This is a genomic window from Paenalicyclobacillus ferrooxydans (assembly GCF_001399675.1).
In the GTDB taxonomy this organism is placed as follows: Bacteria; Bacillota; Bacilli; order Alicyclobacillales; family Alicyclobacillaceae; genus Alicyclobacillus_B; species Alicyclobacillus_B ferrooxydans.
This window is the reverse complement of sequence record NZ_LJCO01000046.1, coordinates 45,268-67,443: the sequence shown is the minus strand read 5'-3', so window position 1 is coordinate 67,443 and position 22,176 is coordinate 45,268. Positions and strand designations below refer to the sequence as shown.

Genomic DNA, 22,176 nt, shown 5'->3' with positions numbered 1-22,176 from the left:
GCTCCGGCTGATGCGTCACGACCTGGAGACAGGTTTGAGGCTCTTCGTTTCGGACAACCCACAACCGTGGGGGCCATGCACGTTGACAGTGCCGCCCATCAAGGCCATCGAGTATTAAAGTCGCTCGTGACCTGCCACGCGCTTTGCAAGTCGGTTCAGGCTAGCACCAAAAACCGGTATCGGTTTGAGGGCTTCAGGCGGGATTTCATGGGAGAGGATTAAAAACACAGCACCGACCATCAGCGCTGCCGTGAACCAGGCAAACGGATCGCGCATGAAGTTGTACATGCCGGATGCATGATTGCCTAGGATAAGTATGGTGCAGACCTGAACACCGGCGAGTGTGGCGAACAGGAGGCTGCGCCACGGAATCGTAATTGGGGTGAGCCTCCAGGCAAAGTAATACAGGACAAGGGATTCTACGCTGACCCCCATTGCAAATGCAGTCACAAGTCCCCAGACCCCGAGATGCCATACGGTCATCGAGATAAAGAGGGTAGACAGCCGACTTACATCGCCGAGAAAACCTGCGTACAGCATGGCACGACTCCGTCCTTGTGCTTGGACGACGGAACTTAATGGAGACTGGGCATACGCGAACAGGGCCAGGGGAGCCATCACGCGAAGCAGGTTTGCTGCCTGAGGGGCGTCGAGCCAGCTGGAAAAGACAGGAGCAAACACAAACAGTACTATGCTCGAAGGAATTGAGAGCAAAAATAGGGCTCGAACCACCTGCTGCAACGAAGGACCGAGCGCCTTAATGCCTTCTGCAGCTCGTCCTGCTGTCAAGGTTGGGAGGAGTGCCGTGGCCAGCCCGTCCGCCGCAAACATGGGGAAGTGCAACAGGGGAATTGCGACTGCGGCGTATTCAGCCATCCATTGCTCGGCCATGGCTTGCCCAAACTGCAGTGTTAGAAGGTGTTCGGCCATCGGCAACTCGAGCCCAAAACCCAGGGTTTCCAATAGAGTTTGAAGCGTTGGTGTGGCTGTTAAACGAAAGATCGTCCGAAGTTCGCGAAATACACCTTTGACCTGAAATGACTGCTCAGTCTGCGTTGCAGTAAAGGGTTGACTAGCGGAGGATCGGTGACGGAACTTGAGGTTAGGTCGTCGAGCAAAGCCATCCGCGAACATCCCGAATACGAGGACGAGGACACCAACTGTCTCGGCTCCCGTAATGATGGCGATGCCTGCCTGTCCGCCATTCCAGTTCATATACTCGACGAAATGAACCGTATAGGGGTTGACAAATGCAACTTGCGCGATGGAACCTGCCGCTTGCGCAATCGCCGGCCAGAGATTCCGCCCTCGCCCAATCATGAGGCCCCGGAGACTCCCGCCAATCGGCATGATGAGAACCAGTGGCACGGAGAATCGAAGCAGGCTGTCCACGGGCCCAATCCCAAGGACAGGGATCCATGAGAGTCTGAGGACTGCATTCAGCGTCAGCAAAGTGAGAAACATGGCTGACAATGTGGCGATAGAGATGGTCCATACCTGCTGAGCCTTAAGCTTGGTTTTAGTACCGTCCACCGCCAGCCAACGGGTGAGGGCTGTCGGAAGCCCGACGCTGCCGATCGCGGAGGCGAGGATGACAAGCGGCAATGCGGTACGGAACACGCCTCCCGCATCAAGTCCGAAAGATTCCATAAAGTGGGCGAGAAAGAATAAACCGAGCAGACGCGAGACAAATTCAGCTAGGCTGAACAGAGAGGACTTTCCAAACGGAAACGGAATACTCATACGGACCCCCCTCTGGATGGTTGATGACGGTGTGCTGTGTTGTCCGACATTTCCTATATGTACGCCAAGACCTGTCCGAATAGTCGACCGCCTTCAGTAGAATACGGCACACTACCAGATGAAGTTACGCCACACCCACCCGGCAAGAAAGAGCCCGCATCCTGTGATTATCCAGGTGATCCCGATGGTTCTGGCCCAGCGTGCTTCGCGGAACAGGCTGTCGCGCTGATATTCGCGCCGGTCTACGAGGAATGCGTAGAGTCCTGTCAGAATCAGCATCCCGGCAGTGACCGTTGGATATATCTGCGTAAAGTCCAGATAAGCCACGTTGTTTTCTCCGTGCAATCCTATCCCTCCTAGTACTGGGTGCCACTGTACTGCTGCATGTTTGCTTCACTTCTGCTGCCATATTTCTGGTTCTGCACTTTTTTCTGCACTTTTTTCTGCACTTTTTTCTGCTCTGTTTTCTGCTCTGCCTTCGGTCTGGTTCGGTCTGGTTCGGTCTGCGAGCAGGTCATACTGCAGTTACTTGTCCTTCATCCCCATTCGATGCACCCGTGAGGTGGTTTCCAGCTGGACCTTCAGCGTGGGATAGACCCTCTCCCATCCTTGTTTACTTTTGATTGTGCGCTTCCAATAGCCTGGATGCGTGCCTCGGAAGCTTTCACCAAAACCAAAGATATCCGAGTGGGTAGCCTGTGTCTGCTGGATTAACTGCAGACAACCTTGTTCTAGGTTAGACTTAATCGCTTGTCTGATGTCCGCAATGGTCTTCGGGTCTTGAAGGTTCAGGCTTTCGCTGTCCTTCTCTGACAGGTTCGTGTCTACGTGCATCACAACCCGTGCTACCGGCTGGCCATTGACAACGTCAGTATGTATCCGTGCGAGCCGGCGGAAGGCTGTTACCACGACTGTCTTGCCGTCAACAGTCAACGGAATACTGTACCCTGCTGGATTTTCACCTGCAATCTCCATAAAGGGAACAATTTGAAACGGCGTTGTCGCCCCAACCATTCTGTCCTGCTGGAAGTAGGCCAAACCGTCGATCTTGAGGTTGTTTTCCTGCTTGATAGAGACATACGGGAGAAACCCTTCCTGGCCGTCGCTGGATTCGAGTGTCCAAAACCGCCCGACAAAGGCGTTTGGCAGTTTTCCGGAATCTTTTGCGCGGTCCATTGTGGCAAGCAGATAGAGTGTAGGCACGCGCTCGAGCGGTGGAGACATGTTCATGACGTCTGCTGCCTTGCCTTTCGAAACCGCCAGCCAAGTCGTTCGCCGAATCTGCGGGTCTCTGCGAAAATAGTCGTCGATGGTGCGAAGGCCTTTGCGTGCGTACGCCTCAGATACGACGATGATGCGCAGGTGTCCCAGAAATATCCGTTCTGCGACCTGCTGTTGCATGTTTGTTAGGGCATCGCTGATGTCTTCCCCAGCGGCCTGAACGGTCCAGACGGCTTTTTCACCGGAACCTCCGCCTCCGCCGCCATCTCCGCCGCCTGGACCAAGGGGAATTCGCCCGGGCACAGCAATGTGTGCCGTTAAGAGCACTTTGGGTTGGACCTTGTCCTGGCCTGGCGGATGGGTGACGTCGAGCGGGCTGTGTGACACACCGTCGTCGGGTACGTCAATGCCAAGCCCGAGAACGGTCGCTCGTTGTTCGATCTCAACTCGGTCCCAACATCCCGTTATGAGCGGAAGCGTTAACAAGAGGACAAGAAGGATGGCTCGTGTTTTGACCAAAACATGTTTCATTGTGTCGTCTCAACTCCCCGAATCCTTCGGAAGACGGCGACAAGCCACAGAATGACAGGATAACCCACGGTCAAAATCAAACCGTATTTGCCGACAACCGTAATCACGCGATACAACTGAACAATGTTCGGGGGCAACATGGCAATGAAAAAAACGAGTACAGCAAACGGCAGGGACAGCATGCGGGAATCATTCAGTTTGGTCAGTTGACGCACGGACTCAAGGGTCAGAAAATACGTTGAGTACGTGGTCGTAAAGACGGCGATGACCCAAACTGACAAAAAGACTGCGTCAAGTCGCTCAAGCACCTCACCAGGCAACATGGTTGTCTTGGCCAGTTCAAGTGTTGGCCAGTAAATGGACGCAATCTCTCTTGGACCCAAGACAGATAGAGCAGCGATGACGGTGAACAGGTAGACCGCCGCGGCCAAGGCAATGCCTATCCAAGTCGCCTTCATCGCCTTTTGCGTTCTTCTCATCGCTGGTATGACGATGGTGAGCACAAACCCGCCTTGAAGCAACGCGGCAATCACGAAAGCACCCTGTGTCATGGAGCCTAGAGAGCCTGTTCCGACAAGCGGCTGCAAGTACAAGAGGTTTGCGTTTTTTAGGCTAAGGACACTGATGAGGGCAATCGGAGCCGCAATCAGCGGGAAGTAAAACAGATGAATGTATGCAAAGGTGCTCATGCTGTTTCGTGAGGCAATCGCGACAAGCGCTATCATGACAAATGTCGTGACTTCGCTAGGGGTCTTCGGCAGCACGGTGACGACAGCCACTTTGCCAAATTCTCTGGCCGCGAGTGCGGTTAAGGTGGCGAAGTACAAAACGATACAGATACTTATCAGTCGTGCCGGCCATTTGCCAATTAAGTGTGCGGCATAGGAAATAATCGATTCCTTCGGGAAACGCATGCCGAGTGCGGCCACAACGCTGGCACCGACAAAGACCACCAAGACGCCCATCAAGCTGACGAGCGGCCCCGCTGTTCCGCCAGCTTCCACAGCGAGTCGGGGGGCGGCGAGAACACCGACACCTACCATGCTGCCAAACAGGATTGCGACAACTTCGAGAATCGTGATACTGCGAACCATAATCAGCCTCCTCTCCGAGGTCCTCGTTGCAGTGAACGCCGCTGTCTCTTCGGCGGGGACTTTGCATATTGCACGGTTTCTTCGCTGACGCGTCGGTCATTTTCCGGGGACATTTCCTTTGGCCTCAGATACATAGTCCATAGTGGTGCACGAATCGGCGCGTCTTTCATGCCCTCCGCTTTGAAAGGTGCGTACGGGCTCCAAAACGGAACTCCAAAGGAACGGAGCGCGAGCATGTGATTTAGGATGAGAATCAACCCGACGACGATGCCGTACAGCCCGAACGTGCCTGCGAGCAAAATCAACAGAAACCTTAATATGCGCAGGGCAATGGCTGCATTGTAGGCGGGAGTCGCGAATGACCCAATCGTTGTGAGTGCCACAACAACCACCGTAATCGGACTCACAAATCCGGCTGATACCGCAGCTTGCCCAACGACGAGGACGCCGACAATTGACAGTGCACCACCGACTTGCTGCGGGAGACGCAGCGTAGCTTCGCGCAAGACCTCCATAGACACCTCCATCACCAGAACCTCGATCACCGCCGGAAATGGAACACCCGCACGACCGCTGGCCACGGCAACGGCGAACTTCGTCGGAATTAACTCCGGGTTGAACGAGATGACTGCGACGTAAAGCGATGGAAGGACCAGCGAAAAAATCAGTGAGACGAGGCGTACAGCCCGAACTAAGGTACCCATCACCCAGCGCTCACTATAGTCGTCGATGACTTGATAGAACTGTACGAACGTTGTCGGAGCAATGAGGGCAAAAGGGGTGCCGTCTGTCAAAATCACGACACGACCCTCGAGCATTGCGGCACATGACTTATCTGGGCGCTCTGTGTTTTGAAGCTGTGGAAACGGACTCCAGTGGTTGTCCTCGATGTACTGTTCCAGTGTTCCGGCGTCAAGCACACTGTCAATGTCGATTTTGTTCAGCCGTTCGCGGACTCTTTTGACGACATCGGGATCGGCTATGCCTTCGATATAGCAGACTGCAATTTTGGTTTTTGTGAGACGCCCGATCTCCATCGATTCCATTCGCAGGTCGGGGGTTTGAAGTCGATAACGGATCAGCGACATGTTGACACCGATGGACTCGATAAAGCCGTCGCGAGCACCCCGGATTGCTTGTTCTGTCTCTGGTTGCGATGGTGTCCGGTGGTCAACGGAACGTGTGGAGACAACAATGGCCTCGTTCAGAGACTCAACCAAAATGACGGTATTGCCTCGAAACAAGGCCTCTGCCAGTTTGGTCAACATGCTCTCTGCGTAGGCCTCGCCAAAGTTCAACACCTGCTTGAGGAGGAACTGAACGACCTGTCCGCGTTTCACGAACAGGTTCGAGTTGTTCGTTTCCATCAAAGGCTTGAGGATATCTTGGTTCACCCGTTCATTGTTGACAAAATTCGACAAGTAGAGGACGGTTACTTCGTAGTGTCCGAGAATGTCGATGGTACGTGTGGTCAGATCGTCGTTTTTGTCGAACATACTGCGCAGTACATTGAGTGTCAGTTGATTATGTTGTGTGACTTTTCGTGTACCAAGGCGTTCAAGTTGCTGACTAGGGGGAAAAGGCGTGTTCGTTGTGTTGGTTCTCTGCACACGTCTCCAAAACGGCATACTGAATCTCCCTTTCGTCCCAACCATAGGTGTAGGGTGACCGAGTGATGGTGAAATATGCACCGTTAGGAAGGACGCACATAAGCCATCCAGCATGCACCGAGGGTGACTCGTTCTGAGGGTGTACCAGCACAGAATCCCATCGCAGTTAGAAAGCCATCGGGGGTCCTGATGGACTACGTTCAAGATGGTTCAAATGGTTTTGGTGATGGTCTGTAGGAAACTGTGAGCAAAACCTGAGATCCGTTATCCTTTGTTACATAAGCATTCCATCTCGGCAGCATTCCATCTCGGCGCGAGATGAGGGAATGAATTGATGCGCAGGGGGTAGGGCAAATGGTTTCTCTGAAGGACCCGCACCGACTGTTTTCCGGACTTATACTGGCTGTACTCGGGTACGAGTGGCTCGTATCGGGACTCGACAAAATCTTAAACGGAGGATTCGTAGCTGGTCTCCAACAGCAGTTGTCGGACGCCGTATCGAATATTCACTATGCTTTCTACGTTCGGATTGTGAACAACCTTTTTATCCCACACAGTGAGTTGATGGGTTACAGCGTAGAAATCGCTGAATTGACGCTTGGCGTCGTCTTCTTTGTGCTCGCGGTGTACACCTTCCTTGGGAAGATGAGCAGGAACCTCTATCGGACCGGAATTGCGCTCGGAATCATCGCTGCTTTTGCAAGCCTAAACTTGTTTTTCTATCAAGGTGGCGCGTTCTTTGTGAGCCTTTCCAATCCATATAACGAAGGAATTTCGATTGGATTCATACTGGTCCTGGCAAACCTGGCGGTCGCGGTGTGGAGCTTGATGTCATTGCGTCAGAAACCAAAGCTGCATCTGGTTCGGCCCCTCCACCCTCGTGCACACAGGTACGGAGCCGCATCAAAATAACAACTGAATCGGACGTCATCATTGTGAGCCGCCTTTGATTGTGAGCCGCCTTTATGGGAGGCTCCTTTTTTATTAGGGGTCCTGAAGGTCCGCACCCGCTCAACAGCAGGGTACATGATTCACTGCCGGCATGACGATATTCGGAAGCGAACCGAGGCAACGACCGCATTGGCTGATTTCGGCATAGCCTTTACATGTTTGGGGTAAAAGGGAACAGGAACGTGAATTTCGTGTCGCGCCCTTGCTCACTCAGAACACTGACGTGGCCGCCGTGACCTTCAACAATCCATTTTGCGATGGACAGACCGAGACCAGCCCCGCCTCCTCGAGACCGAGCCTTGTCCGCCCGATAGAACCGCTCAAAGATATGCGGAATGTCTTCTGCAGCGATGCCAATCCCCGTATCTCTCACCGAAAGTTCCATGGCGCGGTGCCGTGCAACGGCTGAAACGTGGATGGTGCCACCGTCTCCAGTATACTTTAATGCGTTGTCGAGAACGATGTAGAGCAACTGCGTAAAACGCTCCTCGTCAACCACCAGCATGAATGGCTTCGGGCATTCCTTCGTCAGTTGAATTTGTTTCATCTCGCAGAGCGGAAGAAAATTGTTGACGGTCGACTCGAGAATGGGTTCGATGTCAACCATCCGACGCTGGAGCATCATCTGCTCGGCGTCACTTCGAGAGAGCAACAGCAGGTTCTCGACCAACCTCGACACACGCTTTGACTCCGAATAGATGCTGCCAATCTTATCCGATTCCTGTTCAATCGTGTGTTCTGGATTGCGAAGCAACATCTCTACGTGTGCAGAAATCGCCATCAGCGGGGTCTTGAGCTCGTGAGATGCATCGGAAACAAACTGTGTCTGTCGTTCCCATGCTTTCCGAATGGGTACAATGGACCGGTCTGCAATGAGAAAACCGACCGCCATGGAACCGAGGGCCCCTATAATGGAACCGATGAGGAGGATCATGAGAAGTGTGTACAGTGTCCCGACGACTTGGTCTGCCAAGCGCACCAACTGAATCGTCACTTGTCCGTTCGGGGTTACGATGTTGCGATTGAGCAGTCGAAAGTGGTGTGCGCCGATGGATATGGTAACGCGTGAAGGCGACCGGTGACTCTGGAGCGTGGCTAAATCGCTCGATGCAATAAATGTTGGCTTGCTCGATAGAAGTTGTCCGGTATTTGACCATACAAATAAAGCAGTCGGCAGTTTGAGTGCCTCTGTACTATTGGGGTTTACCAAGATAGCTCCTCGATAGACCTTTGGGACGGATAGACCTGACTCCACGCGCTTAATGACCGGGGCTGCCTGCGAAGCCATGTCCTGATCAAATTGTGTGTACAATCGGTGTTCGGTGAACAGGTAAAGTACGCCGCCAAGCACAATCAATACGACAAAGATGAGCGATGCGTTGACAAGCGCCAATCGGAAACGCAGACGATTTATCATTTTCGTTCAGCCTTCAGCATAAATCCAATCCCTCGTTTGGTCTCAATGTATTGCGCACAAGCTGTACCCGCTAATTTTTTTCGCAGATAGTGGATGTAAACGTCGACGACGGATTCACCAGCATCTGAATCAAATCCCCAGACCCTTTGAAAAATTTGGTCTCGGGTGAGGATTCGCCCTTGATTGCGGATCAAAAACTCGAGGATTTCATACTCTTTATGCGTGAGCTGTAAGGGCAGATTCTCAGCAAAAGCCTGGTTTTTTTCAAGGTCCAAAACCAGTGCTCCACAATGCAAGGCATGATTTGCATCCACAGAGTTGCCGCGGCGCAATAATGCTCTGGTACGGGCTAGTAATTCCGACAGGGCGAATGGTTTGACGAGGTAATCATCGGCCCCCAGATCCAACCCGCGCACTCTGTCCGTAATGCTGTCTTTGGCCGTAACCAGCAAAACGTGCACCCGTTTTCCTTTCGAACGAAGTTGTTGAAGTATCGTCAGCCCATCCGTTCCTGGGAGCATGATATCGAGGACAACAAGGTCATAAATGTCTTGTTCTGCCATCCACAGTGCCGTTGCTCCATCACTGGCGACATCTGTTTCATAGCCTTCCTCCAGATAAGCTTCTTTGATGACATTTCGAATTGCACTGTCGTCTTCTACAACAAGAATACGCATTTGGGCACCTTCATCCGGTTGGTTGTCTACTCGAATATTACCAATATGACCGAGTTTGATGAAGGGGTCATCAAGGCAAAAGGGGTCATGGAATCCTTTTTCTTCGTCGGCACGTGGGAATACAGACTACCAAAGAAAGTTAAGTTATTCTTTAAGAAGCCGGACAGCGGAGTTATAGTACACACCCGGTGGTGAAGAATATCTTTGTCAAAGGCATATATCATTTACCATGATTTATGACGTTTTTCGCGTTCCAAATCGAGCCTCTGAGGGAGTGGAGTTATGGATGTGCAACACCCGAACCGATTGATGGCTGAAAAATCGCCCTATCTCCTTCAACACGCCGCCAATCCGGTTGACTGGTACCCGTGGGGCGAAGAAGCCTTTCAAAAAGCAGAGCATGAGAATAAACCTGTATTTCTCTCTATAGGGTACAGCACCTGTCATTGGTGTCATGTGATGGCCCACGAGTCGTTTGAGGATGATGAAGTTGCTGGCATGCTGAATCAACATTTTGTCTCTATCAAGGTAGACCGTGAAGAGCGACCTGATGTCGATAGTATCTACATGAGTGTGTGCCAGGCCTTGACCGGTCAAGGGGGATGGCCTTTAACAGTCGTGATGACCCCTGATAAAAGGCCTTTTTTTGCTGGGACATATTTTCCAAAGACGAAGAAATACGGCCGTATCGGACTGATGGAGTTACTCGAGCGTTTAAATTACGAGTGGCAACATAATCGAGAGAAGGTAGAGTCCACAGGCAGTCAGATTGTAGAAGCTGTTGCTGCACAGTATCGGGCGAAAGATGGCCAAGGAACGTTCTCCAAAGCATTCTTGACAGCAGCCTTCGAAAGTTTTCTCCAGCAATTTGACGCTGAGTATGGAGGATTCGGGGATGCACCGAAGTTTCCAACACCGCACAACTTGTCATTTTTACTCAGGTACCACCGGTTTACAGGCAATCCTGAGGCACTTGAGATGGTCACTAGAACAATAGATACTATGCGTGAGGGGGGCATTTGGGATCATGTCGGCTATGGGTTTGCGCGCTATTCTGTCGATAGACGGTGGTTGATTCCGCACTTCGAAAAGATGTTGTATGATAATGCGCTGCTCGGCATTTTGTATCTTGAGGCATATCAGGTGACTGGGAAACAGGCGTACGCAGATACGGCCGAGCAGATTTTTACATATGTCGAGCGAGAGATGGCAGACAAGGCAGGGGGGTTCTATTCTGCCCTTGACGCGGACTCGGAAGGGGAAGAGGGGAAGTTTTACGCATGGGATGCCGACGAGGTGCGCGCTGTACTATCAAAAACGTTGGATGAGGCCACGGTTGCCCTCTTTTGTGAGTACTACAATATAACGGATTACGGGAACTTTGAGGGGAGAAATATCCTTCATACAATTCATCGCGATGACAACGATTTTTGCGAAGACAAGGGTGTGACGGCAGATGAACTTCGGCGCACACTTGAGAAGTGTCGTCAACTTCTGTTTGAGGTCCGTGAGAGAAGAGTCCATCCGCACAAGGACGATAAGATCCTCACAGGGTGGAATGGACTGATGATAGCTGCCCTGGCAAAAGCCGGCCAAGTGCTCGGTGAAACAAAGTACGTCGATCGGGCAGTCAAAGCCGCAGAATTTATATTGACAGAAATGCGGCGACAAGATGGCCGTTTACTGGCTCGGTACCGTGACGGGGACGCTGCCATTCTCGGATACCTCGATGATTACGCTTTTTTGTCGTGGGGATTGATTGAACTTTACGAGGCCGGATTCGACGAGCGCTATCTGCAAGAAGCGGTCAAACTGTCTTCTCAAATGCTTGAATTATTCCGTGATCCTGCTGACGGTGGGCTTTTTCTTTCGGGGTATGATTCCGAAGAGGTGATTGCGCGGCCCAAAGAGGTCTATGATGGAGCACTTCCATCAGGGAACAGCGTTGCTGCACACAATTTGTTCCGTTTAGCTCGGCTCACCAATCATGCGGAGTTTGAATCTGCCGCGGAGGACTGCCTTTCTGCCTTCGCAAATCAGGTGAAACGTTATCCCTCTGGTTTCACGCACTACCTGATGGCTCTCATGTACGCTGTCCTTCCTTCACGCGAGGTGGTGCTTGTCGGACAATCTGCGAACGACAATTTGAATCAAATGAGGCGTCTTGTTCAATCTCGTTTTCTGCCGAATACGGTCTGGCTAGTGCAACACGTCGATGAGAGAAGTGAGAAGGGCAGAGGCGACGATGAATTACTAGCGTTTCTCGACGACTACCAGATGGTAAATCATCAGGCTGCCGCATATGTTTGCGAGCAGTTTGCTTGTCAAGCCCCGACAACTGACATCGGGATATTGACAGAGCAATTGAACTTCCACGTTGTTGAGGAGTAATCTCTTGAGCCTCAGTAAACACTCACTTCACTGCCTGATCTATCCGTAACGCTCCCCAAAACCCCTTTACATCGATATGGACGGTGGCGCTCCGTTCCAATTCACCCCGAATTTGTCCGAATTGGGTCTAGCCACGCGCTCTTTCCTTAGATTAGTATTAGAAGTATCTACCGCCGTCGAATTCTGGTGTATCTGGCGGCTTGCGGTCGACAAAATATCTTTTCTATCGAATTTTATCGGTGCACCAAATGGGTTGGCATCTCGACAGCAACGAGAACCCAGCTTCGCCCTCATTTACTATCAGTATTTTCCGGTATTTTTATGAACACCTTGGAGGAGGCTCGCTTGTGAACCGCAAAGCTTGGATCGCCTTATGTACTGCCGCGAGCACATTCGTGTGGATCGGCGCGTCTTCGCTGCCGTCGTCTCCCGTACTGGCCGCGACCACATCGACTAGTCAACCCGTACTGCAACTTGGCGACCAAGGTGCCGCCGTCAAAACACTTCAAACGGATTTGAATCTGGCAGGCTACTCCGTCGGAACCCCGGATGGTATCTTTGGTCCCGCTACCCAGAGTGGCGTGGAAAAATTTCAACGTGATCATCAACTAGGTGTTGATGGCGTCGTTGGGCCTGCAACATGGCAAGCCTTAACGTCTGCGATGGGTCCGAACGCGTCTGACTTGCACGACTCGGCCATCTATTTTAACGGTCATCTCGTTACGTCCCCAAAGGCCTTTGCGTGGAATAATACGACATATATGCCTATCTACTACGTCATGCAACTGCTCAATACCATCCACGTTCAGAGCAGTTGGAATGGCAAACAGTGGTCACTGACTGCTCCATCTACACAAACAACCAACGTCAGCGGGTTGCCATTGAATCAGCTGAAGCCCGGCCAGCAGGAGATTTTGCTGAACGGGACGCCTGTTGCTTACGTAAACAGCATTGTCTTTCCCGATCCCGCTTCGAACGTGGACACCACATACATGCCCATCTGGTACATCATGCAGGCCCTGAGCCGCTTACAGTTCAAGACCGCGAGTTGGGATGGAGTGACCTGGCAGCTTGCAAACACCTCAGTCTATTATGCCTATGACAAAACCGGAAAAGAAATTGCCGGCCCGTATCAGACTGAAGCGGATGCACAGGCGCAGTTGGCGAATGTGCCTGGGGGAACAGTGCGCGATGATTCAGGCACCGTGGAGTTTACCGAACCCGACTTCACAGCGTACAGTGCAAACGGCACGACCATCGGAGATTATACGACACTTGCCGCAGCCGAGGCGGCTCTAGTAAATGTTCCTGGGGGTACGGTGAAAGACAGTACGGGCAAGGTTGTTTATACCGCTGCTGAATATCAAGCGTTTACCAGTCCGTCGAGTCAGCCCGAAGACTTCACAACGCTTGCAGCTGCTGAAGCTGCAGTGGCTGCCGTGCCGGGTGCTTTTGTGGAGGACAGTACGGGCAAGATTGTCTATACCGTCCAGGATTTCAAGGCGTTCGTCACGCCCACGAGTACGCCCACTGACTATACGACACTGAACCAGGCAATCTCCATGGTATCCTCAAGCAACATCGGGTATGTCGTAGATGTCTCGCAAAACAGAGTCGTTTACGGGCCTGTCAGCTATGACTATCTCGACTCGTCAGGGAACTGGCAGAACAGCCAAACCGGGAGTATTGGGCCGGCACCTTCATTTGCACAGCCTGGTGACAAATATGTGTCCGTCAACACCTCTACGTCGTCGTCACCACAGTTCTATCTGATTGAAAAGGCAGATGGAACTTATGTTGGACAAGCAGTCAGCAGCACATCGACCAATTCTCAAAATCCGTTCCAGACTGTGGACCTTCGATTCCCTGCACCCACAACGGTCACGGGACAACAAATCGACCAGTTCCTGCAAAGTAACGGTTCACCGCTTGCAGGTCTAGGACAGTCGTTTATTTCCGCACAGAACACATATGGGGTTGACGCCACCTATCTCGTCGCCCATTCCATCCTCGAAACGGGGTGGGGAAAGAGCTCCATCGCACAGGCCAAGAACAATTTGTTCGGATACGGTGCGTACGACACCAATCCTGCTGATGATGCTGGCATGTTCCCTACGAACGACTATGCCATTCGGTTTGAAGCGTGGGTGGTTCGTTACAATTACCTTGAGCCGACCGGCTCTTATTACTCCGGTCCCACGCTGAACGGGATGAACGTAAATTACGCCACCGACCCGCTCTGGGCTCAGAACATAGCAAACATCATGAGCCAGTACGTAGCAACGACAGGCGGTAGCGCATCACAATATACTCAGTTCAGTTACAGCAATACTCCACCTATCCCGGCTGTTCAACAGGAACCTGTCTTTCTCGTGCATGGAGCGCAAGGGTCTATTATGCAGAACCCATACATAACGCCTCAGTATCCGAACGGTGCATTGCCTGTGTGGTCTAATCCTGCAACAGGAAGTCAACAGATGTTTCCGGGGGTTTTGCAGTATGGCGATTCGGGCCGGGGAGTACAGCTTCTGCAGGAAGCGCTCATCAACTCTGACTTGCAACCTGACGGACAGTTCGGCCCTCTGACTCAATCGGCTGTCGAGCAGTGGCAACAGTCGCACGGATTGCCCGTTACCGGGATTTGCGATTTTAACACATGGTTGAGCCTCTTCCCGGCGCCATCAACTTCAATTCCTGAGGGAACAACGGTGACCATCGACCAGATGAGACAAGGCCTGGTTGGAAACCTCGTGATCCTCTGGTATCACGTGATGGCAGCGAATGGTGTCAGCGGTTGGGTGGACTCACAGTATGTGTCTCCGCAGGAGACGCAGAACGGACAGGTTGTCTCGAACATTTTCCGAGTTACGCCGACTTCCGGGTACACCGTTCCTGTATATGCGGATGAAACGGGCACCGGCACCCCGGTTGCAACGTACCATAGCGGCGATGAAGTTGTGTTGAACTCACTCGTACCCGTAAACACTGCCGTAGCCCCTGATTCGCAAGGTTTCATTCCGATACAGTGGGTGAACCAACAAACGGGGCAAGCCAGTGTTGGATACATGAATGCATCGACCGTTCAGTTGACACCTCTCACGCCACCAGCAAACTCGACAACCACGACATCGACATCGACGAGTACGGGTGGTTGAAGATAGTCCATGTGAAAACAGGCTGCCCTGGACGACAAGGTCCGAGGCAGCCTGTTTTTCGTTTGTTCTTGACGTTGACTGTTTGACGGTTTGAGTGATGAGAACTTAGACGTTGAGCGGGACAAAGCTTCCAATCAGCATTGCCACAAACAGCAGGGCTCCAAAGCGAAACAGCAATTGGGATGTACCCTTGACGGCAGGGTGCAACTGCTTGGGTTCTGAGAATCGGTAATACAGCCGCACTACATATACAGCGGACGGGATTGTCAAAAGTACGAGCAGTGCCCACAGGGTCAATTCCCGTGTTGCAATCAGTCCAAGAACCAAAACATACGAAAGAATAAAGACCCCGGCAAACAAACGCCGTCCGCGTTCTCTTCCGAACAGAATCGGAACGGTTCGCCGTCCTCCAATTCGGTCCTGTTCCATGTCTCGAATGTTGTTTCCAAGTAAAATGGCGCCGATTAAGAGTCCGATTGGAACTGAGACCATCACAGCCCTTGTCGTGATGTCACTCTCTTGAATGTAGTACGCAAGCAGCACAATCACAGGGCCCATTGCAATCGATGCAGCGATCTCGCCAAAAGGGGTATAGGCGAGCGGCTTTGGCCCACCGGAATAGAAATAGGCAACGGCGAGACAAAGTACGCCGACGAGTGCAATCCACCAGCTCGACATAGCGCAGATGTAAACCCCAAGCAACACGGCAATCAAGATAAAAGTCCACGCGGCAGCGAGTACCTTCTTCGGTGAGACACCATCATGAACAATTGTTCCTGCAATCCCGACCATCTCTTTTGTGTCGAGCCCGCGGCGGTGATCGAAATACTCATTGAACATGTTTGTTGCCGACTGAATCAGAATGGATGCAATTAAAAATGCGAAGAATAGGCTCGTTCTGAAGTGGCCCTGTCCAAACGCAAGCGACGAGCCAATCAATACCGGCACAATGGATGCGGTGAGCGTAAAAGGCCGCAGCAGACGCCACACCAATCCCAGTCTTTGGCGGAAAGTCACGGTTTCATCCTCCTGACCAACAGTACAAATAGAATTTTAAAGTTCAAGGCGAGAGTACGAACTTCAATTTTTGTCTCACGCCGCGAAATCTTCGTTGGTGATGGTTCAATCCTATGGAATCATAGCAAAATCGCAGGCGAATCGACAACGTAGGATTTCCCTCTTTTGGTGCAAGCCGATAGGTGTGCGTTCGAAAGCTTTGAGAGGACATCGTTCCGACACCTGGTATATGGTGCCGATGCGTCTGTTGGTCTATCAGGTCGAACGGAGTGTACGACTTCAATCGCAGACTCTGCTATACTTGTTTTGGTAAATGAATTGGTCTACGCTCTGGATTGGAACATGAGATTTGAATCTGTCATGGCGGAGGTTGAGAAGAATGACCTTAGACTGGCAAATCGTCAAAGATTACCAGGATATTATCTATGAAAAAGCTGACGGGATTGCGAGAATCACAATTAACCGTCCGGAAGTACATAATGCTTTTCGACCGGAAACGGTTCAGGAAATGATAGACGCCTTTACTTTGGTAAGGGATGATCCCGAAACCGGTGTCGTTTTGTTTACAGGTAAAGGTGAAAAGGCGTTCTGCTCTGGCGGCGATCAACGGGTACGAGGCCATGGTGGGTACGTTGGCGGAGATCAAGTACCGCGTCTGAACGTGCTGGACCTGCAACGCCAAATTCGTGCGTTGCCGAAACCTGTGATTGCCGTTGTGGCTGGGTACGCAATTGGCGGCGGCCACGTGTTGCATCTGGTTTGTGATTTGACCATTGCGGCGGACAACGCTCGATTCGGGCAGACAGGACCAAAGGTTGGGAGTTTTGACGCCGGTTATGGTGCATCACTCTTGGCAAGGACTGTCGGGATTAAGAAGGCGAAGGAAATTTGGTACCTGTGCAGACAGTATTCAGCCCAGGAAGCTTTGGACATGGGTCTCGTCAACACCGTCGTTCCTATTGAACGGTTGGAAGAAGAGTCCATCATCTGGGCGAAGGAAATTTTGGAGAAGAGCCCGATTGCGCTTCGCTTCTTGAAGATGGCATTTAATGCAGATACGGACGGAGCAGCGGGTCTGCAGCAACTTGCTGGGGATGCCACGATGCTGTATTACATGACGGAAGAGGCACGAGAAGGCAAAAATGCGTTCCTCGAGAAGCGCAAACCTGACTTCGACAAGTTTCCGCGACTGCCGTAGGCTGGCGAAGGCCTGAATCGAACGCTTGCGCTCGGCTCAGCCATGCCGCTTGCCGTTTACGACAAACTCATGTACGGCATGTTGGCTGACGTACATGATAGCAGTGATTGTTGCCATCAGCACAGAGCCCCACCCTGTCAAAGGTGGGGTGCTTTGTGTTCCTGTGAGAAGCAGGGCTCAAAATGATGGAATGGGAACGATGTAAGGAGCGGTGATATGCCTCAGACCGTAATCGATAAAGAGATGAACCGTGGGACCGAGTGGGTCCCGAACTGGTTACAGAGACAGGCTCTAACGCGACCCCATGCAAGTGCGCTGGTGCACGTGGATGGGACGCTGACTTATGAAGAACTGTTTGCTTTGGCGCGCCGATTTGCAAAGCGCATTGCAGAAGCAGGCGTGACACATGGAGACAGGGTCGGGGTGCTTGCACGACATGGTCTGATTTACGCCGTCGCGGTACATGCTGTGATGCAAGCTGGGGGCATTCTGGTACCGCTCAATACACGCTTAACGGCAGGCGAAATCAGTTGGCAGCTCAATAATGTAGGTGCGAAATTGTTGATATGTGACCCGGCTAACGAAGAACTCGCCGCATCAGCCGATGGCCAACAGCGCCAAGGGGCCCTGCTCTGGACCGTGGAGCTTTCTGATATCCGTTCAACGCTGACTGCGAGAGATTTCGGCGCGCTCATGACACTGTCAGAAGTGAAATCATTCCGGTTGGCAGACGTTCATGCGATTGTTCATACCTCGGGTACAACGGGAAACCCGAAGGGCGTCCAGATTACCTATCAAAATCATTACTGGTCCGCTACGTCGTCTGCGTTGCAACTTGGTTTGGACCAAAACGAGCGCTGGTTGGTTCCGATGCCGTTGTTTCACGTTGGCGGACTGGCAGTTTTAATGCGCAGCCTGATATACGGGACAACAGCCGTGCTCTACGACAACTTCGATGCACAGACCGTGAACGACGCCTTGTCTGACGACGACATTACACTCGTATCCGTGGTTCCGACCATGCTGTACCGGATGCTTGCAGACGAACGCCGTCGACCACCGAGTCAGCGACTGCGCTGTATTCTGTTGGGAGGGAGCGGAGCATCAGAATGGTTGCTTCGTCGTTGCCAAGAGGAAGGCTTGCCAGTTGCACAGAGTTATGGACTCAGTGAAGCAAACTCTCAAGTCGCTACACTGAGACCTGACGATGCACTGCGAAAAATCGGGTCATCGGGTCAGCCTTTGTTCGCAAGTGACGTCCGGATTGTTGATGACAACGGAGACGTGCCGGCGGGGGTTCGGGGTGAAATTTGGGTTCACAGCTTGACGGTGACCCCTGGTTACTGGAATCGACCCGACGCCAACGCCGAGACGTTTGTTGATGGGTGGCTGCGCACGGGTGATATTGGATATCTCGATGAAGAAGGGTATCTGTATGTCCTCGATAGGCGCAAGGACCTGATTGTGTCGGGCGGTGAGAACGTCTATCCAGTTGAGGTAGAGCGTGCGATTGAGCTCCATGAGGCCGTCTTGGAGGCGGGTGTCATCCCTGTTCCGGATGATGAATGGGGGCAGGTTCCTGGTGCTTACGTTGTCATCCAACCAGGATATGATACGTCTTTTGAACAACTTGAAGCATTTTGCAGGACGAAAATTGCCGGTTACAAAATCCCCAAGCGATGGTGGTTTGTGACCAGCTTACCGAGGAATGCATCAGGCAAACTGTTACGGAGGCAACTGGTCCAATGGTTGAACGAGTCATGACACTATCCAGAGGGTGGTCTTTGTCTGCAAGGGGAATAGGTAAAGCCCTAGAGACCATCATTGAAGACGGAATTGCGCGCCTCGACGGGGCTTTCGGTGCCGCAAACAGAGAGGCCGGCTCTCAGCAGCTAAGCGTCCTCTTCTGCGCCGAAATACAACTCTCTCGACAGGGTTGGTATGACAGCGGCCTAGTCTCTGCGGAGTCAGCACTGGATCGATTTACAGATGGCGATACAAAAACGTACTGGCGGGAGCCAGAGGGTCGCGGAAGCAGGCTTGCAGCGGGATCCGTCATGGAAATTCACGCCCAAGGCAAAGACAGATGGACGTCTCTCCGGCAACACTGGGAAAGTGAGCATCAGGCCCTTTCGCAGGTGATGCATGTCCGGGGTGAGCTTGAAGTCAGTGAGACGCAAGACGAGATTGTACTCAATGAAGAAACTTTTGAACCAGGGTCTGTTGCAGACATACCATGGTACGGTGGGGGCGCGTTTAACGATGATAAGCCGGAGGGGCCATGGACAGGGTGGCCATCGGCCTTTTTCTATGTACCTGAGTTTGAGCTGGTGGAAGACGGTGCAACCATTCGTCTTTTGGTACGTATGCTTTCACCTGTAGCGAACGATGACGGCCACCAGGTGAAGGAAGTTCTGCAGAGGTTTCTCAGGTGGTTTGGCAAAGCTGATGGTCATCCAAACGAGACTGCAGATGCAAAGCTACGTCAAGCTGATCTTGATGGGGAGGACGGTGCCGACATCCGGATTGAGTCTTGGTATCGGGATGCGGTAGCGCAAACTGCTGCGGAAATCCAGAGCGGCGCGTACCACAAGCTTGTCTTGGCGCGGCATCGAACGGTCCATGCGTCGCGCGTTTATCAGCCTGGTCGAGTCATTCGAGAACTGATGGTTCACTATCCTGACAGTTTTGTGTTTGCGGTCTGTTTCAATTCCTCGTGTTTTGTAGGAGCCAGCCCTGAGCGCTTGGTTCGGGTCGAGAATCATGTGGCAAATGTCGACTGCCTTGCCGGCACGACGGCGCGTGGTGCATCTGACCAGGAGGATGCAAAATTGGCAGACGCGTTGTTGCAAAGTTCGAAAGACCGCAAGGAACACCAAGTTGTGTTGGAGTGGATTGAACAGCGGCTGTCGGATTTCAGTTCAGAAATCACGCATCCAAATCAACCGCAGATCCGCAAACTGGCGAACGTACAACACCTGCATACCCCAATCGAGGCCGTGCTTGATTCTGGTGTCACCATGCTCGATCTTGCTGCCAAACTGCACCCGACACCCGCCGTCGCCGGGACTCCCCGAGACACGGCAATCTCTCTGATACGTGAACGAGAGCTTATGGATCGGGGGTGGTACGCCGGATGCCTAGGGATTCTGCAAGGAAATGGAGACGGAGAGATGTGCGTGGCGATTCGGTCTGCACTGATTGTCGGAAGGGCGGCGACGTTGTACGCCGGAGCGGGGATCATGGGCGATTCGAACCCGGCGTCAGAGTGGCGGGAAACTGAGTTGAAGCTGCGCCCCATGGAGGGTGCGCTTACCTCCTCAGACCGCGCTAGCGTAGGTAACACTCCCTTTGAGGAGGGACTCGACTGATGGAGAATGCGAACCTTTCTGTTGTTCACACGTTTATTGATGAGTTGTGGCAGTTCGGCGTCCGACACATCTGTATCTCACCGGGATCACGTTCTACGCCTGTCACCATCTCCGCCGCAACCCATGGCGGTTTTCAGTTGCACACACTTCTCGATGAACGCTCATCCGCGTTCTTCGCCCTCGGCTTGGCACGACGGTTGGCTCAGCCTGTGTTGCTGGTATGTACGTCAGGCACTGCGGCAGCCAATTATCATCCGGCCGTGATGGAAGCCTTGCAGAGCCGGGTCCCATTGTTGGTGTTGACATCGGATCGACCGCCCGAGCTGTACCACGTAGGGGCAAATCAAACTGTGCCGCAGATAGAGATGTTTGGCACGCATGTGAAGTGGTCTGTCCAGATGCCCGTTCCGGAAGACACGAAGACCATCCACAGGCACGCAGCGGCGACGGCTTGGAGGGCTGCGGCTGTGGCGATGTCACAGCCGCAAGGGCCCGTTCATATAAACTGGCCGTTTCGAGAACCCTTGATTCCGAGTGCGCGGATACCGAACAATCAGGAAACAGCAGGCGCGGATAAACTGCAAAGAGGCCCTCTCGGGCTGTCTTTACTTGGGGTTGCAGAACTTGAGCCCGCAGCCTCCGTCGTTTTAGGCATTGCCAGTCTAATTGATGCCGCCAAGCGTCCGCTCATCGTCGCAGGACCGCAAGAGGGAGTGGATGTGGCAGGGGCTGTTCTGCGATTGGCATCGAAAATCCAAGCGCCGATTCTTGCCGATCCGCTGTCTCAGGTACGCACACATCTCTCAGCCTCGGACAGGGTGGAGATTGTGGATACGTATGACTGGTTTATCGGACCAGATTTTAACGCGTTGCCACAACCCGATTTGATTCTTCGGTTTGGCAGGACGCCGACGAGTAAGGGGTTGCTGCAGTACCTCGGTTCACTCGTTGAAGCCCGACAGGTGGTGTGCTCAGAGGGTCCAGAGTGGATGGATGCCAGCGTCAGTGCAACCGATGTGGTGATTTCGGACCCGACACGGTTGATCGACCGGTTGTTGGAACAACCAACCCAAAACGCTTTCGACGGCGGGTGGTTGCAACGCTGGGAGACTTACAATCAGCGTGTGCGCGCATTGGTGCAGGAAGCAGCCAACGCATCCTTCTTCGACGGTGATGCAACGGAGCAGCAGGCCTCGTTGCCGTTTGAGGGGAGACTGTGGTTGGAGCTCGCACCGCACCTGGTTGCAGGGGCCAATGTCTTTGTCGGAAACAGTATGCCCATTCGCGACATGGATGGTTTTTTCCTAGCTCGATGTGGTGCGAAGTGTCAGCTGCGCGTGTTTGGCAATCGAGGTGTGAGCGGCATCGACGGCATTGTCTCGAGTGCTGCCGGAACGGCCGCAGCCTATCGAGAAAGGACCATCCTTGTTCTCGGTGACGTGTCGTTTTACCATGATCTGAACGGACTATTGGCCGTCATGAGAGAAAAACTTCCCCTGTCTATTATTTTAGTTCACAATGACGGTGGAGGCATTTTTACGGGACTGCCACAGGCCGAGGTAAGAGAGACGTTTGATTACTTCCAAACTCCGCACGGTCTAGATTTCAGATCAGCGGTGGAGATGTACGACGGACTGTTCCTCACGGCATCAGATTGGACGACATTTTCCAACCATCTGTTTGCGGCCATGCAAACGGAGGGTGTCGCTGTCGTGGAACTTCGAACGTCCGCACACGAAAGTACGCGACGCAGGAGATGGATTCGGCAACTTGTGCGGGAGATCGAGATGTAGGGTAGGA

The 22,176-nt window shown here is 52.6% G+C and carries 15 protein-coding genes; 7 read left to right on the top strand and 8 right to left on the bottom strand.

Features of this window, described 5'->3' with window-relative positions; all coding sequences use genetic code 11:
- Window positions 1-114: 114 nt before the first annotated feature.
- The 5 genes from AN477_RS11135 to AN477_RS11115 form a co-directional block, all read right to left on the bottom strand.
- The gene (locus AN477_RS11135; RefSeq protein ID WP_054969235.1) at window positions 115-1,743 is read right to left on the bottom strand and encodes an MATE family efflux transporter; all 1,629 of its coding nucleotides are present in this window, start codon (window positions 1,741-1,743) and stop codon (window positions 115-117) included.
- Between the two features lie 111 nt (window positions 1,744-1,854).
- Window positions 1,855-2,088 (bottom strand): CLC_0170 family protein, encoded by a 234-nt coding sequence (locus AN477_RS11130; RefSeq protein WP_054969234.1) that lies wholly within the window; start codon window positions 2,086-2,088, stop codon window positions 1,855-1,857.
- A 180-nt stretch (window positions 2,089-2,268) separates the two neighbouring features.
- Window positions 2,269-3,495 carry a Ger(x)C family spore germination protein gene (locus tag AN477_RS11125; protein WP_054969233.1) on the bottom strand — a complete coding sequence of 409 codons (1,227 nt, stop codon included), beginning with the start codon at window positions 3,493-3,495 and terminating at the stop codon, window positions 2,269-2,271.
- The gene (locus AN477_RS11120; protein ID WP_083486184.1) at window positions 3,492-4,589 is read right to left on the bottom strand and encodes a GerAB/ArcD/ProY family transporter; all 1,098 of its coding nucleotides are present in this window, start codon (window positions 4,587-4,589) and stop codon (window positions 3,492-3,494) included. The genes AN477_RS11125 and AN477_RS11120 overlap by 4 nt, the downstream gene beginning before the upstream one ends.
- 2 nt (window positions 4,590-4,591) lie before the next feature.
- On the bottom strand, window positions 4,592-6,217 hold the full coding sequence (locus tag AN477_RS11115; protein ID WP_054969232.1) for a spore germination protein: 1,626 nt from the start codon (window positions 6,215-6,217) through the stop codon (window positions 4,592-4,594).
- A gap of 336 nt (window positions 6,218-6,553) precedes the next feature.
- On the opposite strand from AN477_RS11115, the gene AN477_RS11110 reads away from it, so the two are divergent.
- Window positions 6,554-7,111, top strand: coding sequence for a hypothetical protein (locus AN477_RS11110; protein WP_054969231.1), 558 nt, complete (start codon window positions 6,554-6,556; stop codon window positions 7,109-7,111).
- Between the two features lie 190 nt (window positions 7,112-7,301).
- On the opposite strand, the gene AN477_RS11105 is transcribed toward AN477_RS11110, so the two are convergent.
- Both AN477_RS11105 and AN477_RS11100 read right to left on the bottom strand, forming a co-directional pair.
- Entirely contained in the window at window positions 7,302-8,567 is a 1,266-nt protein-coding gene (locus AN477_RS11105) for a sensor histidine kinase (protein WP_054969230.1), read from the bottom strand.
- Complete coding sequence (locus AN477_RS11100; protein ID WP_054969229.1) at window positions 8,564-9,244, bottom strand: response regulator transcription factor; 681 nt, start codon at window positions 9,242-9,244, stop codon at window positions 8,564-8,566. The genes AN477_RS11105 and AN477_RS11100 overlap by 4 nt, the downstream gene beginning before the upstream one ends.
- Before the next feature lie 282 nt (window positions 9,245-9,526).
- On the opposite strand from AN477_RS11100, the gene AN477_RS11090 reads away from it, so the two are divergent.
- Together AN477_RS11090 and AN477_RS11085 are read left to right on the top strand one after the other, a co-directional pair.
- A complete protein-coding gene (locus tag AN477_RS11090; protein ID WP_054969227.1) occupies window positions 9,527-11,635 on the top strand; it encodes a thioredoxin domain-containing protein in 2,109 nt (702 codons plus the stop codon).
- Between the two features lie 347 nt (window positions 11,636-11,982).
- Window positions 11,983-14,790 (top strand): peptidoglycan-binding protein, encoded by a 2,808-nt coding sequence (locus AN477_RS11085; protein WP_054969226.1) that lies wholly within the window; start codon window positions 11,983-11,985, stop codon window positions 14,788-14,790.
- Window positions 14,791-14,895: 105 nt separating this feature from the next.
- Here AN477_RS11085 and AN477_RS11080 read toward each other — a convergent pair whose 3' ends face one another.
- Entirely contained in the window at window positions 14,896-15,807 is a 912-nt protein-coding gene (locus AN477_RS11080) for a 1,4-dihydroxy-2-naphthoate polyprenyltransferase (protein WP_083486182.1), read from the bottom strand.
- Window positions 15,808-16,186: 379 nt separating this feature from the next.
- On the opposite strand from AN477_RS11080, the gene menB reads away from it, so the two are divergent.
- The 4 genes from menB to menD all read left to right on the top strand — a co-directional run bounded on the left by menB (window position 16,187) and on the right by menD (window position 22,169).
- Window positions 16,187-17,005 carry a 1,4-dihydroxy-2-naphthoyl-CoA synthase gene (gene menB / locus AN477_RS11075; protein ID WP_054969224.1) on the top strand — a complete coding sequence of 273 codons (819 nt, stop codon included), beginning with the start codon at window positions 16,187-16,189 and terminating at the stop codon, window positions 17,003-17,005.
- 216 nt (window positions 17,006-17,221) lie between these two features.
- Window positions 17,222-18,769 (top strand): o-succinylbenzoate--CoA ligase, encoded by a 1,548-nt coding sequence (menE, locus tag AN477_RS11070; protein ID WP_083486181.1) that lies wholly within the window; start codon window positions 17,222-17,224, stop codon window positions 18,767-18,769.
- Window positions 18,751-20,376: an isochorismate synthase gene (locus tag AN477_RS11065; RefSeq protein WP_054969223.1), complete on the top strand. Its 1,626-nt coding sequence runs from the start codon at window positions 18,751-18,753 to the stop codon at window positions 20,374-20,376. Before menE ends, AN477_RS11065 begins: the two co-directional genes overlap by 19 nt.
- Window positions 20,376-22,169, top strand: coding sequence for a 2-succinyl-5-enolpyruvyl-6-hydroxy-3-cyclohexene-1-carboxylic-acid synthase (menD, locus tag AN477_RS11060; protein WP_054969222.1), 1,794 nt, complete (start codon window positions 20,376-20,378; stop codon window positions 22,167-22,169). Before AN477_RS11065 ends, menD begins: the two co-directional genes overlap by 1 nt.
- Window positions 22,170-22,176 lie beyond the last annotated feature (7 nt).

Excerpts from the sequence above, each read along its gene's own strand:
- AN477_RS11110 (WP_054969231.1), top strand. The coding sequence starts at position 6,554 with ATGGTTTCTCTGAAGGACCCGCACCGACTGTTTTCCGGACTTATACTG.
- AN477_RS11105 (WP_054969230.1), bottom strand. The coding sequence starts at position 8,567 with ATGATAAATCGTCTGCGTTTCCGATTGGCGCTTGTCAACGCATCGCTC.
- AN477_RS11125 (WP_054969233.1), bottom strand. The coding sequence starts at position 3,495 with ATGAAACATGTTTTGGTCAAAACACGAGCCATCCTTCTTGTCCTCTTG.
- menB (WP_054969224.1), top strand. The coding sequence starts at position 16,187 with ATGACCTTAGACTGGCAAATCGTCAAAGATTACCAGGATATTATCTAT.
- AN477_RS11135 (WP_054969235.1), bottom strand. The coding sequence starts at position 1,743 with ATGAGTATTCCGTTTCCGTTTGGAAAGTCCTCTCTGTTCAGCCTAGCT.
- AN477_RS11115 (WP_054969232.1), bottom strand. The coding sequence starts at position 6,217 with ATGCCGTTTTGGAGACGTGTGCAGAGAACCAACACAACGAACACGCCT.
- AN477_RS11065 (WP_054969223.1), top strand. The coding sequence starts at position 18,751 with ATGGTTGAACGAGTCATGACACTATCCAGAGGGTGGTCTTTGTCTGCA.
- menD (WP_054969222.1), top strand. The coding sequence starts at position 20,376 with ATGGAGAATGCGAACCTTTCTGTTGTTCACACGTTTATTGATGAGTTG.
- AN477_RS11120 (WP_083486184.1), bottom strand. The coding sequence starts at position 4,589 with ATGGTTCGCAGTATCACGATTCTCGAAGTTGTCGCAATCCTGTTTGGC.
- AN477_RS11100 (WP_054969229.1), bottom strand. The coding sequence starts at position 9,244 with ATGCGTATTCTTGTTGTAGAAGACGACAGTGCAATTCGAAATGTCATC.
- menE (WP_083486181.1), top strand. The coding sequence starts at position 17,222 with ATGCCTCAGACCGTAATCGATAAAGAGATGAACCGTGGGACCGAGTGG.
- AN477_RS11090 (WP_054969227.1), top strand. The coding sequence starts at position 9,527 with ATGGATGTGCAACACCCGAACCGATTGATGGCTGAAAAATCGCCCTAT.